Raw genomic sequence first — 16227 nt, 5'->3', positions numbered from 1 at the left:
CTTAGCCCCACAGCTTCCAATCTCCATACCCCTTCGCCCGCAGCTCACAAGCCGGGCATTGCCCGCAGCCATATCCCCAGTCATGCAGGGTTTCCCGCTCGTTCTGGTAGCAGGTATGGCTGTCTTCCTGAATTAGCTTCACTAAAGCATCCGAGCCCAACTGGTGGGCCAGCTCCCAGGTATCTGCTTTATCCAGCCACATCAGTGGTGTTTCCACGGTCAGTGGGCGCTCGATCCCCAGGCTTAATGCCACCTGCAGTGCTTTCAGCGTGTTGTCGCGGCAGTCCGGGTAGCCCGAGTAATCAGTTTCGGACATACCGCCAACCAGCGTATCCAGTCCCCGACGGTAGGCCAGGGCGCCAGCCAGGGTAAAGAACAGCAGGTTTCGACCCGGCACAAAGGTATTGGGCAGACCATCTTCCTGCATGGCGATAGTCATGGATTCAGTCATGGCGCTGCCGCCTATCTGAGCCAGGACGCTGGCATCGAGCACATGGTCTTGCCCCAGGCGCTCTGCCCAGTGCGGGAACTGCTGGTAAAGCTTGTCTCTTAGTGTTTGTCGACACTGCAATTCCGCATGGTTGCGTTGGCCGTAGTCAAAGCCCACGGTTTCTACAAAGGCAAAGCGGTCCAAAGCCCAGGCCAGACAGGTGGCTGAATCCTGTCCGCCCGAAAAGAGAACCAGTGCCCGGCGGCGGGGAGTGTGCGGCTTCATGCTTTGACCTGTGCGGTGCTCAGGGCGCGGCGCTTCATGGTGCTGATCAGGGAATTGAGCAGTACGCCATACATGGGTACAAACAGCAGCAGGCTGACGCCCAGTTTGATGACGTAATCGACGACGGCGATCTCGCCCCAGTGTTCGGCCATGAAGGGATTGCTGCTGTGCCAGAAAGCGATGCCGAAAAAGGCCAAGGTATCCAGTGCCTGCCCAAAGATCGAGGCGGCCGCTGGAGCAAGCCACCATTGTTTGTAGTCGCGACGGATGCGATCAAAGACCTGTACATCCAGCAGTTGCCCTAATACATAAGCGGCAAAGCTGGCCAAGGCAATACGGAACACAAAGCTGTTGAATTCGCCCAGTGCTTGCAAGCCGTTGAACTGGCCTTCATTAAAAAGCACCGAGACCACATAAGAGGCGATCAGGGCTGGAAACATCGCGCGGGTAATCACGCGGCGCGCTTCGGACTTGCCCATCAAGCGGACGGTCAGGTCGGTAGCCAGAAAAACAAAGGGAAAGCTGAAGGCTCCCCAGGTGCTATGAAAGCCGAATAGTTCAATAGGAAGTTGAACCAGATAATTGCTGGCAATCACAATAAAAATGTGAAAGGCAATCAGAAGTCGCACGTAGAACGACAGCCGTGAAGACGGCACGGTAGGCAGAGTCATGTCTGGACCTTTTTGGTGGATGGGGTGAGGGAACCCATTGGAAATGGACTGCAACCGACTATTGTACGGTCAGTTGCGGTTCGATGGAATGGTTGTTGCCCGCAAGTGTAGCGTGTGCATCAGACGCGCTTATACGTCTGCCTTGATGAGGCTTATGGCACAAAAAAGGGGTAGGGGGCTTGCAGAGGCTCAAACAAGCCCGCTTGCCAAAGCAAACGAACTTGTTTGGCTCGTTCTTGATGAGCAGCCCTTAGGCCGATGCAGGTTGCAGGCACTCTATCAGCAAGCGCTTGTGCAACTGGTGTACTTCTTCAAAGGGCACGGGCGAGTTTTGTGGTCCCAGAACCAGCAAAACCATCAGCCACATCAGGGAGGGAGAGGCGGCCAGGATGTAGTCGGAGGAACTGACGTCGGGGCGGATGAGACCTCGCTGGATGCCCAGTTCAAAAAACGCCTGATTGGCGGTGTAGTTCTGGCTCAGGAGCTGTTTGCCCCAGTAATGGGCCAGATCCGGCACGCGGCCACTTTCTGTCATCAAAAGCCTGAACATGGCTTGCACGTCCGGGTTGGACAGGCGTTCATACAACTGGTGCAGGTACTCATCCACGATACAGGACAGGGTGTCTGCCTCGGAGGTATCGGATAACTCAAAGGTATTGCCATCAGGCGGCAGCAGAGTGCTGTGGAGCATGTCCTCGAACACTTCATCTTTGCTGCTGTAGTGCGCGTAGATGCCGGACTTGGATATCCCGGCGCGCGCGGCGATGCGCTCCAGCGAAGTACCCAGAAATCCCCGATGAGAAAACTCTTCAAAAGCGGCTTTCAGGATTTCGCGTTTGCGCTCAGCTGACGGTAAGTAACGTCGCTTGTTTGTGCTTTCGTTTTTAGGAGGTTTATTTTGGTGCGTGTCTGTCATGTCATCCTGTGGGGATGGGCAAGATATGGGGCTTGCAGTATATCAGGCCACTTGTCCCAGGCCGATGGCAAGCCAGCCTGGCTGCGGCTTGAGGGCTTGACGAGGGGCTGTGCTTGTTTTGTCACATTGCTGTGGAAATAATAGTTGTGCCATGAGTCTGGGTTACCGCTTGTTTCACTGGATTGCATCGCCTTTGTTTTTTTTAAAAGCCTGAGTTTTTTAGTGAGGCTTTATTTGTTTTTTCACTTGTTTTTATTTCCCTATTCCATAACAGGCACGGTATAACAACAAATGTGGCTGAGGCTGGTCGTTTTTTATCTGCCATGAACTTGATCTAACGCAAAGGTTTTTTATGGCTCTTTATTAAAAGGCCTGCATACAAAAAGTTTAGATGTAAACTGGTGTATTATTAAAAAGACTAAGCAGTCGTATCTGCTTTTTGTATGTACTTTTTGCGGAGTGGCAATGGTTAGCAGGCAGTCCCTTGATCAGACTGAGCAGTTAGACGCATCCGCACGAGCCGCCTGGGCTCGTATCTGGAGTTCCATCTCCCCCGAATCGCAGTTTCTTGCCTGGATGGACTGGATACGTCATCTGGCCCTTAGCCCTGGCAAACAAGAACAGTTGCGGCAGTTGGCGCAAAGCCAATGGGAACAGCTATTTCGTGAATGGAGCGAGGAGCTGGCCGCATCGGCCCAGTCGTCTTTGCAAACCTCAGAGCAAGCTGCAGCGCCTGCCTATACCGACCGCCGCTTTTCGGACCCCGCCTGGGATCGTTGGCCTTTTAATTTGCTGCGACAAACCTATCAGGCGCAGCAGCAGTGGTGGCAAAGTGCCACGGAAGGCGTAGCCGGTGTGGAGCCTCATCATCAAAAACTGATTGCCTTTGGTGCAGAGCAATGGTTGAACATGCTCAGCCCCAGCAACTTTGCCTGGACCAACCCCTTGGTGTGGGATAAAACCCTTGCAGAACAGGGGGATAACTTCAGCCGTGGCCTGGAGAACTGGCAGCAGGATATGCAGGCCCAGTTCGCGGGTGAACCGCCCGTAGGCACCGAAGATTTTGTGGTCGGCAAGGATGTGGCGGCCACGCCGGGCAAGGTGGTACTACGTAACGAGCTGGTGGAACTGATCCAGTACACGCCTTCTACCAAGCAGGTCCATCCAGAGCCTGTGCTGATCGTTCCGGCCTGGATCATGAAGTACTACATCCTGGATCTGTCCGAACAAAATTCCCTGATCAAATACCTGGTGGATCAAGGCCACACGGTGTTTTGCCTGTCCTGGAAAAACCCGCTTGCCGAAGATCATGCCTTCGGGATGGACGACTACATTCGCCTGGGCTGGAAGGCCAGCCTGGATGCTGTCAACGCCATTGTTCCCGGCCAGAAAATCCACGCCACCGGCTATTGCCTGGGCGGCACCTTGCTGGCGATTGCCGCGGCTGCCATGGCACGCGATGGAGACGACAGGCTTGCGTCCCTGACGTTCTTTGCGGCCCAAACCGACTTTTCCGAGCCGGGCGATTTGTCCCTGTTCATTGACGAAAGTCAGGTCAGCCTGCTGGAAGCTCAGATGGCCGACGAGGGCTATTTGCGCGCCAATCAGATGGAAGCCGCTTTTCAAATGCTGCGCTCCGCTGATTTATTGTGGGCGCCCATGGTTAATAAATATTTATTGGGGGAACGCCGCCCCTTGAACGATTTAATGGCCTGGAATGCAGACGCCACGCGTATGCCCGCGACCATGCATTCGCAATATTTGCGCCGCATGTATTTGAATAATGATTTAAGTCAAAACCGTTATCCGGTTGAAGGCCGTATCGTTTCTCTGGCGCAAGTTAATTTGCCTATTTTTTGTGTCGGTACTGTTTCCGATCACGTTGCCCCCTGGCGCTCTGTTTACAAGTTGCATTATCTGGTGCCTGCCGAAATCACCTTTGTCTTGACCACAGGTGGGCATAACGCCGGGATTGTCAGCGAACCGGGCCATCCGCGTCGCAAATATCAGATTCAGACCCGCGCAGCAGGCACTGCGCCTGTTCTGGTGGACGACTGGCAGGCAAAAGCCGCCTCGCATCAGGGCTCCTGGTGGCCCGCCTGGACGGAATGGCTCAAGGCGCGCTCGGGAGCGGAGGTGAAACCACCGCAAATGGGTGCCGCCAAACAGGGCTACGCTCCAATCGGCCCGGCTCCCGGTCAATACGTATTAGTGAAGTAAGCAGTCAGTTCATACAAGCTCGCTAAATGGTGAGCTTGTCGCTCTGTTTGATGTCGGCGATAGGTGCAAAGCCCATCGCTGACGTGCTGTTTTGCCTTGACGGCAGTTCCCTTTTTCTCATTAGGCATTTTTTCCAATGGCCCCACAGACCTACGATTTGAGTCTCAAGCACCGAAGCGCTGCGCGTCGCCCTCATTTCGCGCTGGCTGCCTTGCTGGTCACCCTGGCGGGTTGTGCCTCGATGGCACCCGATTACGATCAGCCCGCTTCCCCCGTTCCACAGGCTTACTCGGACCTGTCCGCAGGCCCGGCCAATGCGGTGCGAGCGCGTGATCTGGGTTGGCGCGAATACTTTAAAGACCCGGTTCTGAGCAAGCTCATTGAGACTGCGCTGGAAAATAACCGCGATATGCGCGTGGCTGTTTTACGGGTGGACGAAGCCCGTGCCATGCTGAATTTGCAGCGCAGCGAACGCTTTCCTGAATTTACCGTAGGGGGGCAAGCTGCTCGCTCGCGTGTGCCTGGGGACATGAACCCCAGCGGCCAGGCGGTGACAGGTGGTGATTACCGCGCCCAGGTCGGTTTGACCAGTTGGGAGCTGGATTTATGGGGCCGCGTACGTAGCCTGGAAGATGCTGCCTTGCAAGGCTGGCTGGCTACCGAGGCAGGCCGACAAGCCGTGCATGTCGCTTTGGTCTCGCAAGTGGCCAATAACTATATTGTGGTGCGCGAGCTGGACGAACGCGTGCAGATCGCCCGCAAAAGTGTAGAGACTCGTCAGGAGTCTTACCGCATTTTCTCCCGTCGTTATGAAGTTGGCGCAACGTCCAAATTGGATGTGACGCAGGTGCAAACCTTGCTGACGCAGGCTCAGTCCATGCTGGCCCAGCTGGAACAGCAACGTGCGGTGCAACTACATGCCTTGCAACAGCTTCTGGGGGCCGATCCGGGCGTGTCTCCAACCGGTGCGCCTTTGAATGAAAACATCATGTTGGCCGAGCTGTCCCCCGGTTTGCCTTCGGACCTGATGGTCTGGCGTCCCGACATTATTGCGGCTGAACACAAGTTGCGTGCCGCCAATGCCAATATTGGGGCTGCCCGTGCCGCTTTCTTCCCCCGTATTGCCTTGACTGGCAATTTCGGCACCGCCAGCGCCGAGCTGGATGGTTTGTTTGATTCCGGCAGCAAGGCCTGGATGTTTGCTCCGACCATCTCCCTGCCCATCTTTGATGGTGGCCGCCGCAGCGCCAATCTGGACGCCTCCTATGTGCGTCGCGACATGCGCATTGCGGAATACGAGAAAGCTATTCAAACCGCCTTTCGTGAAGTGTCGGACGCCTTGTCGACACGCCACTGGTTAAGCCAGCAGTTGGAAGTTCAGCTGGTCGCCCGCAGCGCCCAGACCGAGCGCGCCCGTCTGGCGCAGATGCGTTACGACAACGGTTCGGCTGCCTATCTGGAAGTGCTGGATGCGCAGCGTGACTTGCTGGATGTGGAGCAGCAAGTGGTGCAAACGCGCCGCGCGCTCCTGGCCAGCCAGATTGCCATGTATAGCGCCTTGGGCGGTGGGCTGGACCCCTCCGAGCCCCTGACCAACACCCATAACTCCTCTAATTCGGATCCATCCTCGAGCCAGCTATGAGCAAACAATCCTCTTTGAAAAAAAACCTTGTTCCTGTCCTAATCGTTGCCGGTGTTCTGGGCCTGGGGTGGTGGGCATGGCAGAAAATGTCCAATACCGGCCCTGGCGCTGGCTTTGTCAGTGGTAATGGCCGTATCGAGGCGACCGAGATTGATATCTCCACCAAGTTTGCCGGACGTATCCAAAGCATCGCCGCCCACGAGGGCGATTTCGTCAAAGAAGGTGAAGTGCTGGCCATCATGCAGCAAGACAGTCTGGAAGCGGCCCGCGATGAAGCTGTGGCTGGTTTGCGTCAGGCTGAAAACAATGTGGCGGCCTCTCAGGCCCAAGTGGCCTTGCGTGAAAGCGATGCCATCGCTGCTAAAGCCTTGATTGGTCAACGTGAGTCGGAACTGGACGCAGCCCAACGTCGTCTGGCGCGTTCCACCACCTTGTCCAAAGAAGGTGCCGCTTCGGCGCAGGAACTGGATGATGACCGTGCCCGCGTGCGTGGTGCTCAGGCTGCGGTAGCTGCTACCAAGGCCCAGGCCAATGCCGCAGAAGCGGCCATTAATGCTGCCAAAGCTCAGCTGATCGGTGCCCAATCTGCCGTGGAGGCCGCCAAGGCTGCTGTGGCCCGTATCGAAGCTGACTTGCGCGACAGTGAGCTGGTCAGCCCCCGCGATGGTCGCGTGCAGTTTCGTGTCGCCCAGCCCGGTGAAGTACTGGGTGCGGGTGGCCGTGTGCTGAACGTGCTGGACCTGTCCGATGTGTACATGACTTTCTTCCTGCCCAGCGAAGTGGCCGGCAAGGTGGCGTTGGGTACCGAGGTGCGTCTGGTGCTGGATGCCATTCCGGACATCCCGGTTCCAGCCACCGTGTCCTTCGTGGCCAGCTCTGCCCAGTTCACTCCCAAGAGTGTGGAAACGGCCTCGGAGCGCCAAAAACTGATGTTCCGCGTCAAGGCCCAGATTGCCCCCGAGCTGTTGAAAAAGCACCTGGAGCAAGTCAAGACCGGCTTGCCCGGTGTGGCCTGGGTAAAGCTGGACCCCAATGCCAGCTGGCCTGAGTCGCTGACTTCCACCTTGACGGAGTAAACCATGCCCAAGCAGCAAGCGGCGGCGGTTGCTCGCGTTGTTGAACTTAGCCAGCGTTATGGCGACACGCTCGCACTGGATCGTTTAAGCCTGGATGTGCCTGCCGCTTGCATGGTCGGACTGATTGGTCCTGACGGCGTGGGCAAGTCCAGCTTGCTGTCCTTGCTGGCGGGCGCCCGTGTGATTCAGGAAGGCCGTATTGAAGTGCTGGGTGGCGATATGGCGGAAAAAAGCCATCGCGACCAGATTTGCCCGCGCATTGCCTACATGCCTCAAGGCTTGGGCAAGAACCTGTATCCCACCTTGTCGGTGGAAGAAAACCTGCAGTTTTTTGGTCGATTGTTCGGGCACGATGCTGCCGAGCGCCGTCGCCGAATTGATGATTTGACGCGCAGCACGGGCCTGCATCCTTTTCTGACACGGCCAGCAGGCAAGCTTTCGGGCGGTATGAAGCAAAAGTTGGGTCTGTGCTGCGCATTGATTCACGATCCGGACTTTCTGCTGCTGGACGAGCCTACCACCGGCGTGGACCCCTTGGCCCGCAAGCAGTTCTGGGATCTGATCGAGCGTATTCGCATCGAACGTCCCAGCATGAGCGTGATTGTCGCCACCGCTTATATGGACGAGGCCCAGCGCTTTGATTGGCTGGTCGCCATGGACGACGGCCAGATTCTGGCAACAGGTTCGCCCAAAGAACTGCTGGAGCGCACGGAAAGCAAGAGTCTGGAGCAGGCCTTTATTCGCCTCTTGCCCGAGGACAAGCGTCAAGGCCACAAGGCTGTAGAAATCCCGCCATTGGATGTGGATGCGGACGATATTGCCATTGAAGCCGAAGGGCTGACGATTCGCTTTGGCGACTTTACCGCCGTTGATAATGTGTCCTTCCGGATACGTCGTGGCGAAATTTTTGGCTTTCTGGGCTCGAACGGCTGCGGTAAATCCACCACCATGAAGATGCTGACGGGGCTGTTGCCTGCCTCCGAAGGTCAGGCCTGGTTGTTTGGCCACGAGGTCGATCCCAAAGACATCGATACCCGCCGTCGTGTGGGCTATATGTCACAGGCTTTTTCCCTGTACAGCGAGCTGACGGTCCGGCAAAACCTGGTGCTGCACGCCCAGTTGTTCCATGTTCCCGAGGACGAGGTGGAAGGCCGTGTGGCGGAAATGGTGGAGCGTTTTGAGCTGGGCCAGATTCTGGACCGTTTGCCCGATGCCATTCCTTTGGGGATGCGCCAGCGCCTGTCCTTGGCGGTGGCCATGGTGCATAAGCCAGAGCTGCTGATCCTGGACGAACCCACTTCCGGTGTGGACCCAGTGGCTCGCGACAATTTCTGGCGCTTGCTGATTGAGTTGTCCCGCCGCGACAAGGTCACGATTTTTATCTCCACCCACTTCATGAACGAGGCCGAGCGTTGCGACCGCATGTCCATGATGCATGCCGGTAAAGTGCTCGATAGCGATACGCCTGCGAACCTGGTGAAAAAGCGCGGCGCCGCTGATCTGGAAGAAGCCTTTATCGGTTACTTGCTGGAAGCCAGTGGCCCCGAGCCTGAAGTGGAACCGGCGACAGAACAAGCGGTGGTGGCAAACGAAGCTCATAGCGAAAAGCGCGAACGCTTCAGCTTGCAGCGTTTGCTGAGCTACACCTGGCGCGAAGCGCTGGAGCTGCGTCGAGATCCGGTGCGAGCCACTTTGGCCTTGGCCGGTTCCCTGATTTTGCTGTTTGTGATGGGGTTCGGGATCACCCTGGACGTAGAGGATTTGCGCTACGCCGTGCTGGACCGCGACCAGACCAGTATCAGCCAGAACTACGCTTTGAATCTGTCCGGCTCGCGCTATTTTCTGGAGCAGGCCCCCTTAACGGATTACCAGGATCTGGACGACAGAATGCGGCGCGGCAAGATTGCGCTGGCGATTGAAATTCCGCCCGGTTTTGGACGTGATGTGCTGCGCGGCAGCAAGCCGGAAATCGCCGCCTGGGTGGACGGTTCCATGCCTACCCGTGCCGAAACCATTCAAGGCTACGTGAAGGCCATGCATCAGCAATGGCTGATTACTCAAGCCAAGGAGCGTCTGGGGGCAGGGGCTTTGGTCGTACCCGCCAGTATTCAGGACCGTTACCGCTACAACCCGGACGTCAAGAGCTTGCCGGCCATGGTGCCTGCCGTGATTCCGGTGCTGCTGCTGATGTTGCCTGCGATGTTGACGGCATTGTCCGTGGTGCGTGAAAAGGAACTGGGTTCCATCATCAACCTGTACGTTACGCCGGTCACCCGAGTGGAGTTTTTGCTGGGCAAGCAGATTCCCTATATCGGCCTGGCGATGATCAACTTTCTGTGCATGTGCCTCTTGGCCATCACGGTGTTCGATGTACCCATCAAGGGCAGCTTCCTGACCTTGAGCGTGGCCACCTTGATGTTTTGCGTGATTTCTACCGGCATGGGGCTGGTGGCTTCCACCGTGACGAAAAGTCAGATCGCGGCCATGTTCTTTGCCATGATCGGCACCATGCTGCCCGCCACGCAATTGTCCGGTTTGCTGAACCCGGTGTCCTCCATGGAAGGGATCAGCCGTTGGGCGGGCGAGATTTATCCGGCTACGCATATGTTCAACATCAGTCGCGGGGTATTTAACAAAGCGCTGACGTTCTCGGATCTGCACGGGGCCTTGTTTGCCTTGTTGCTGGCCATTCCGGTGGTGTTGGGTGCGGCGGTCATGCTGCTGAAAAAGCAGGAGAAGTGAGATGAGAAAACTCAAGAATGTACTGTTGCTGGGCCGCAAGGAACTGTGGAGTCTGGCGCGTGACCCCATGATGCTGCTGCTCATTGTGTACGTGTTTTCGGTCTCGATTTACACCTCCGCGACCGCGCAGCCCGAAACCTTGAACAATGCGCCTATCGCGATTGTGGACCAGGACCAGAGCCCCTTGTCAGCGCGCATTACTTCGGCTTTTTATCCGCCTGAATTCATCCACCCGCACATGATCGAGTATGGGGAAATGGACTCGGGCATGGATACGGGGCAGTTCACCTTTGTGCTGAACATTCCACCGAACTTTCAGCGCGATGTGCTGGCCGGACGCAGCCCCGAAGTGCAGTTGAATATTGATGCCACTCGCATGAGTCAGGCCTTTACCGGCAATAACTACATCCAGCAGGTGGTGATGGGCGAGGTGAACGAGTTTGTGCGACGGTATCGCAGCATTGACACCTTGCCGGTGGATCTGGCCTTGCGGGTGCGGTTTAACCCCACACTGGAAAAAGCCTGGTTCGGCAGTATTGCCGAGGTCATCAACTCGGTGGCGATGCTGTCCATCATCCTGACCGGAGCCGCCCTGATCCGGGAGCGCGAGCACGGCACGATCGAACACTTGCTGGTGATGCCGGTCACACCGGGCGAGATCATGGCGTCCAAGGTCACGGCCATGGGACTGGTGGTCCTGGTGGCGACGGCGGCGTCGCTGAATTTTGTGGTGCGAGGCCTGCTGGGCGTGCCCATTGAGGGGTCCATTCCCTTGTTCCTGTGCGGCGCCGTTCTGTGTCTGTTTGCCATGACTTCCATGGGGATTTATCTGGCTACCTTGTCGCGCAGCATGCCGCAGTTTGGCTTGTTGTTGATGTTGACCTTGCTGCCCATGAACCTGCTCTCGGGCGGACGTACCCCCCGCGAAAGCATGCCTGAAATTGTTCAGAACCTGATGCAACTGGCTCCCACTACACACTTCGTGTCCCTGGGGCAGGCCATCTTGTTCCGGGGGGCTGGCATTGAAACCGTATGGCAACCCTTTTTAGCCCTGCTGGTGATCGGGACGGCTTTGTTCCTTCTGTCACTGCGGCGTTTTCGTAACACCATCTCTCAGATGGCTTGATGGACTGGGCCCCGTCAGGGGGCACTTTTTTCCTTTAAGGAGATTTCGATGAGCATGGAAACACTTCCCCTGGATCTGTACAAGGCCAATGTTGAGTTGCAACTGCGTATCACGCGCCTGCTGCAGGAGGGCGGCCATCGTTGGCTGGAGTCCGTACAGAAAAGTAATTTGCGCAGCATGGAGCAGACCACGGCTGAGATTGAAGGCTTGTTGCAAACGGGTAACTGGCAGTCCTTGGCCACCTTGCCCGCCGACACGTTCTGGCGTTTGTTTCAGCACGGCGTTAACGACAGCCAGACCATCAATCAATTAGCGATTCAGAACCAGACCGAGTTCACCTCCGGTTTGCAGGAAGCGCTGGAAGCCTGGCAGAAGTCGGTGATGGCGGTGGTCAGCAATACCAGTGCGGCCGTGCCAATGATGGATATTTTCAAGCAGTGGGGCGCACCTTGGGCAAACGCTGCCAGCGCCTCTGACACTAAAAAGGGAGCATAAGCGGTATGTCTACGGTTAAACGCACGGCGTTGGTGACAGGTGGGATGGGCGGTCTGGGCCAAGAGATCGCCCGTGCCCTGCATGATGCGGGCCATCAAGTTCTGGTGACTCACTCGCGCAGCGAGGCCGATGCCCAGGTCTGGCTTAAAGAGCAGGCCGATGCAGGTTATGTGTTTCAGGGCTATCACGTTGATGTGGCCGATTTCGAATCGTGCCAGCAAATGGCGCAAGCTATCGAGAAGGACGGTCTGCAAGTCGATATCCTGGTCAATAACGCCGGTATTACGCGCGATGGCACGTTCCGCAAGCTGAGCAAAGACAAGTGGGACGATGTGCTGCGCGTCAATCTGGACTCGGTGTTCAACGTGACCAAGCCGTTTATTGACGGCATGCTGGAGCGTACCTGGGGCCGAGTGATCAATATCTCGTCCATCAATGGCAGCAAGGGGCAGTTCGGTCAAACCAACTACTCGGCCGCCAAGGCAGGGATGCACGGTTTCACCAAGGCCTTGGCTCAGGAGGTGGCGCGCAAGGGCGTGACCGTAAACACAATTTCCCCCGGTTATCTGGCCACCAAAATGGTCATGGCCGTGCCTGAAGATGTGCGTAACAGCATTATCGCGGGCATCCCGGTTGGCCGTCTGGGCAAGCCCGAGGAAATTGCCGCTCTGGTCACCTTTATTGCCAGCGAAGCAGCTGGATTTATGACAGGTAGTAATGTCGCCATGAATGGCGGCCAGCATATGTATTAAGCCAGATCCGGTTCGGCTGCTGCCTGTATGGGCCCGCTTGTCGGGCCTGCGACTTATGAAAGGAATGGATATGCACAAAGATATCGCCATTGTTGCTGCGACTCGTAGTCCCATCGGCCGTTTTCAAGGGGGGCTGTCTACGGTGCCCGCCCACGATTTGAGCGCACAACTGATTCGTGCCGTGCTCCAGAGCACGGGCGTTGCAGCCGAGCAGATTGATGAAGTTATTCTGGGCCAGATTCTGACCGCCGGCGCTGGTCAGAACCCGGCTCGTCAGGCCGCGGTGAACGCTGGCCTGCCTTATGAAGTTCCCTCCATGTCCCTGAACAAGCTTTGCGGTTCAGGCTTGAAAGCGGTGCATCTGGCGGCTCAGGCCATCGCCCTGGGCGATGCCGATCTGGTGCTGGCCGGTGGTCAGGAAAGCATGAGCCTGGCTCCCTTTGTTGTACACAAAGCCCGTACCGGCTTGGGCCTGGGCCACGCCATGATGGATGACACCTTGTTGCGTGACGGTTTGACCGACGCTTTCCACAACTACCACATGGGGATCACGGCCGAAAACCTGGCCGAGCGCTACGGCATCACCCGCGAACAACAAGATGCTTTTGCGGTGGAGTCCCAGCGTAAAGCCGTAGCCGCGATGGAAGCCGGACGCTTCAAGGACGAAATTACCCCCATCGACGTACCTCAGCGTAAAGGCGACCCTGTGCGCGTTGAGGCCGACGAACAGCCGCGTGCCCAAACCACGCTGGAGTCCTTGGCCAAGCTGCGTCCTGCCTTCAAGAAAGACGGCACGGTTACCGCCGGCAACGCGTCCACCATCAACGACGGTGCAGCCGTACTTTTGCTGGCCAGCGCAGAGAAAGCCAAGGAATTGAGCCTGCCCGTTCTGGCCTGGATTCGTGGCTGGGCCAGCACGGGCGTAGATCCGGCCATCATGGGTATTGGCCCGGTATCGGCCAGTCGCAAGGTCTTGAAGAAGGTGGGTTGGGAACTGGATCAACTGGACTTGATCGAAGCCAACGAAGCCTTTGCCGCTCAATCGCTGGCGGTGGCCAAAGACTTGCAGTGGGATATGGACAAGGTCAACGTCAATGGCGGTGCCATCGCTTTGGGTCACCCCATTGGTGCTTCCGGCGCGCGCGTGCTGGTGACCTTGGTTCATGAAATGCGTCGCCGTGGTGCCCAGAAAGGTCTGGCCACCTTGTGCATTGGCGGTGGTCAAGGCGTAGCGATTGCCATTGAGGCCGCTTGAACAGATAGCTGATGGAAGGGAGAAGATGATGACAGATAAGTCTCGTGACGACAGCACGGCCTGGTCCTCCTGGATGATGAATCCCTGGAACCTGGGTCAGACCGTCTCCTCGTACCTGGTGGACGCCTGGCAGCGCGCCATTCTGTATGCCGATATCGAGCGTCAGGTCGGGGATCAGTACCAGGCTCAACGCAAGGTTGAGGTGCCCAATGTGCTGAACTTCCCGGCTGAACTGGTCATGTCGGGCCTGAGTCTTCCCCGACCCGTTAACTATCTGATGGTGCGCATTCTGGCACCGGAAGATCAGCCTACCGATCCCAGCAAACGTCCTTTCCTGGTGGTGGACCCCAGGGCAGGGCACGGACCGGGGATCGGTGGCTTCAAGTCCGACAGTGAAATCGGTGCTGCGCTGCAAGCCGGGCACCCTTGTTACTTTGTTGGTTTTTTACCGGACCCCGTTCCCGGTCAGACCGTCGAGGATGTGATGCGAGCCCATGCTGCCTTTGTCAGCAAAGCGGCTGAATTGCATCCGGAAAGTCAGGGCAAGCCGGTGGTGATTGGCAATTGTCAGGCGGGCTGGCAGGTCATGATGGCCGCCGCCGTCTGGCCGGAGCTGTTTGGCCCCTTGATTCTGGCCGGTGCGCCCGTGTCCTATTGGGCCGGTCGCAACCCCATGCGTTATGCCGGTGGTCTGCTGGGCGGCAGTTGGCTGACCGCCCTGACCAGCGACCTGGGCAATGGCCGTTTTGATGGTGCGTGGCTGGTCAAGAATTTCGAGAACCTGGACCCGGCCAATACCTTGTGGTCCAAGCAGTACAACGTGTACGCCAAGGCCGACACCGAGGCCGAGCGCTATATCGGTTTCGAGAAGTACTGGGGGGGTTATGTCTTTTTGAATGATGTGGAAATGCAGTACATCGTGGACAACCTGTTCATTGGCAACAAGCTGTCTACAGCCCAGTTGTTGACGTCGGATGGCATCCGTATCGACCTGCGCAATATTCGCTCGCCCATTGTGGTGTTCAGTTCCTTTGGCGACAACATCACGCCGCCTGCACAGGCCCTGGGCTGGATTACTGACTTGTATCTGGACGACGATGATGTACGCAGTCACGACCAGACCATTGTGTTCACGACCCATGATCGTATCGGGCACCTGGGTATTTTTGTGTCGGGCAGTGTGGGCAGTAAAGAGCACCGCAAATTTGCCAGCACGATTGATCAAATTGACCTGTTGCCCGCCGGAATTTATCGGGCCACTGTCGAGGAAACGCCCGACGACGACACCTTATTGAATGACCCCTATCTGATGTCGGTGCGTCAAAGCAGCCTGGCTGAAATTGCGGAGATTGTGCAGCCTGATCCCGAATCTGATCGCCGCTTTGCTGCCGCTGCCCGTCTGTCGGAAATCAATCTGGCTTTTTACAAGAGCACCTTGCAGCCTTGGGTAAAAGCTTTGACTACGCCTTATACCGCCGCGTTGCTGGAAGCATTGCATCCCATGCGCTTGTCTTACGAGTCCTGGACCAGCGCCCATCCCTGGGCCGCAACGATCCACCAATGGGCCGAGAATATCGCACAGCAGCGTCAGACTGTGGATGAGGATAATCCTTTCCTGGAGGCGCAGGAGAATTTCTCCCAGGCCATGGAACGGGTCTTGAATAATTATCGTGACCGCCGCGACAGCATCTATCAGATCTGGTTCGACACCGTCTATGGCTCTCCTTTGCTGATGGCCCTGGCCGGTCATGCACCGGGCGATTCCATCCCGGCGCGTCCCCATCCTGGTAGTTCGCCCGAGCATCTGGCCTTTGTACGCCAGCAAATGCACAGATTGGATGGCTTGTTGAACGAAGGCGGTTTGCTGGAAGCAGCACTGCGTGGTTTGTTCCATATAGCCAAGCAGCGCAACAGCGTGGACGAGCGTTATCACCATGCCGCCATGCGTTTGCGCGAGCAATACGACACGGGCAATTTTGATATTGAAAAAATGCGTGCTGCGATTCGCGAGCAGGCCCTGGTGCTGGCGCACCACGGTCATAAGGCCGTGGAAGCGATTCCCCATTTGCTTAGCAAGCAGACGCCCGAGGAAATTCGTCTGGTGGCATCCCTGATCAAGCAATTGATCAGCGCCATCGACGAACAAGACCCTGCCTCCGAGGCGGTAACTCAAGCTTCCCAAGAAGTTCTTGGCTTGTTCGAGTCGGCCGCCAAACGGCAGGAGCAGGGCGAGAAATCGAGCAGTGCAGGCACCAAGCCCGTCGCCAAAACAGCAAGCAAGGTCACAACGAAAGCAGCCGCCAAGCCCGCAGCTGACAAGCCTGTTGCTCGCTCCATGGGTGATACCAAGGTTGGCGCCACGACAAAAGCAGAGGGTAATACAGCGGCCAAACCCCAGGCCAAATCGGCGGAGCCCAGCAAGGAAACGGGTAAAGCGACCCGCGTTGCTGGGACTCCAGCCTCCGCCGTTTCAAGCTCGGCAGCTCCTGCTACAAGCAAATCGCCAGTATCTAAACCTGCCATGAGCCCATCGCCAGCATCCGGACAGAGCAAGGCTGTAGCTCAGCCTGCCAGCACGGGCGCTCCGTCCAGGACTCGTCAGCGCAAATCCTGAGAT

12 protein-coding genes are annotated in these 16227 nt (G+C 57.0%); 9 read left to right on the top strand and 3 right to left on the bottom strand.

Translation table 11 applies throughout. The features are described 5' to 3' along the window. Nucleotide 1 precedes the first annotated feature (1 nt). From queC to OSH04_RS05030, 3 genes are all read right to left on the bottom strand, one after another. Nucleotides 2–715 carry a 7-cyano-7-deazaguanine synthase QueC gene (gene queC, locus OSH04_RS05040; protein WP_137431191.1) on the bottom strand — a complete coding sequence of 238 codons (714 nt, stop codon included), beginning with the start codon at nt 713–715 and terminating at the stop codon, nt 2–4. Next, nucleotides 712–1386: a 7-cyano-7-deazaguanine/7-aminomethyl-7-deazaguanine transporter gene (locus tag OSH04_RS05035; protein ID WP_022983354.1), complete on the bottom strand. Its 675-nt coding sequence runs from the start codon at nt 1384–1386 to the stop codon at nt 712–714. The genes queC and OSH04_RS05035 overlap by 4 nt, the downstream gene beginning before the upstream one ends. A gap of 250 nt (nt 1387–1636) precedes the next feature. Beyond that, nucleotides 1637–2302, bottom strand: coding sequence for a TetR/AcrR family transcriptional regulator (locus OSH04_RS05030; RefSeq protein ID WP_035272014.1), 666 nt, complete (start codon nt 2300–2302; stop codon nt 1637–1639). Between the two features lie 465 nt (nt 2303–2767). On the opposite strand from OSH04_RS05030, the gene OSH04_RS05025 reads away from it, so the two are divergent. The 9 genes from OSH04_RS05025 (at nt 2768) to OSH04_RS04985 (ending at nt 16224) form a co-directional block, all read left to right on the top strand. Then, nucleotides 2768–4522: a PHA/PHB synthase family protein gene (locus OSH04_RS05025; protein WP_266108040.1), complete on the top strand. Its 1755-nt coding sequence runs from the start codon at nt 2768–2770 to the stop codon at nt 4520–4522. A gap of 136 nt (nt 4523–4658) precedes the next feature. Continuing rightward, a complete protein-coding gene (locus tag OSH04_RS05020) occupies nt 4659–6164 on the top strand; it encodes an efflux transporter outer membrane subunit (protein ID WP_137431189.1) in 1506 nt (501 codons plus the stop codon). Beyond that, nucleotides 6161–7240, top strand: coding sequence for an HlyD family secretion protein (locus OSH04_RS05015; protein ID WP_009459316.1), 1080 nt, complete (start codon nt 6161–6163; stop codon nt 7238–7240). The genes OSH04_RS05020 and OSH04_RS05015 overlap by 4 nt, the downstream gene beginning before the upstream one ends. Nucleotides 7241–7243: 3 nt before the next feature. Beyond that, complete coding sequence (gene rbbA, locus OSH04_RS05010) at nt 7244–9982, top strand: ribosome-associated ATPase/putative transporter RbbA (RefSeq protein WP_035272018.1); 2739 nt, start codon at nt 7244–7246, stop codon at nt 9980–9982. Nucleotide 9983: 1 nt separating this feature from the next. After that, nucleotides 9984–11108 (top strand): ABC transporter permease, encoded by a 1125-nt coding sequence (locus OSH04_RS05005; RefSeq protein WP_021446932.1) that lies wholly within the window; start codon nt 9984–9986, stop codon nt 11106–11108. Nucleotides 11109–11162: 54 nt separating this feature from the next. Beyond that, nucleotides 11163–11603, top strand: coding sequence for a phasin family protein (locus tag OSH04_RS05000; RefSeq protein WP_230940634.1), 441 nt, complete (start codon nt 11163–11165; stop codon nt 11601–11603). Between the two features lie 5 nt (nt 11604–11608). Beyond that, nucleotides 11609–12355, top strand: coding sequence for an acetoacetyl-CoA reductase (phbB, locus tag OSH04_RS04995; RefSeq protein WP_026484632.1), 747 nt, complete (start codon nt 11609–11611; stop codon nt 12353–12355). Nucleotides 12356–12425: 70 nt separating this feature from the next. Next, nucleotides 12426–13610, top strand: a complete 1185-nt coding sequence (locus OSH04_RS04990; RefSeq protein WP_088450668.1) for an acetyl-CoA C-acetyltransferase — start codon at nt 12426–12428, stop codon at nt 13608–13610. Nucleotides 13611–13635: 25 nt separating this feature from the next. Further along, nucleotides 13636–16224: a DUF3141 domain-containing protein gene (locus OSH04_RS04985; protein WP_407066150.1), complete on the top strand. Its 2589-nt coding sequence runs from the start codon at nt 13636–13638 to the stop codon at nt 16222–16224. Nucleotides 16225–16227: the final 3 nt, after the last annotated feature.

Origin of the sequence: Alcaligenes nematophilus, from assembly GCF_026344155.1 — a bacterium.
GTDB classification, from domain to species: Bacteria; Pseudomonadota; Gammaproteobacteria; order Burkholderiales; family Burkholderiaceae_B; genus Alcaligenes; species Alcaligenes phenolicus.
Note: the sequence above shows the minus strand (reverse complement) of the source record. Positions and strands in the feature narration are given on the sequence as shown.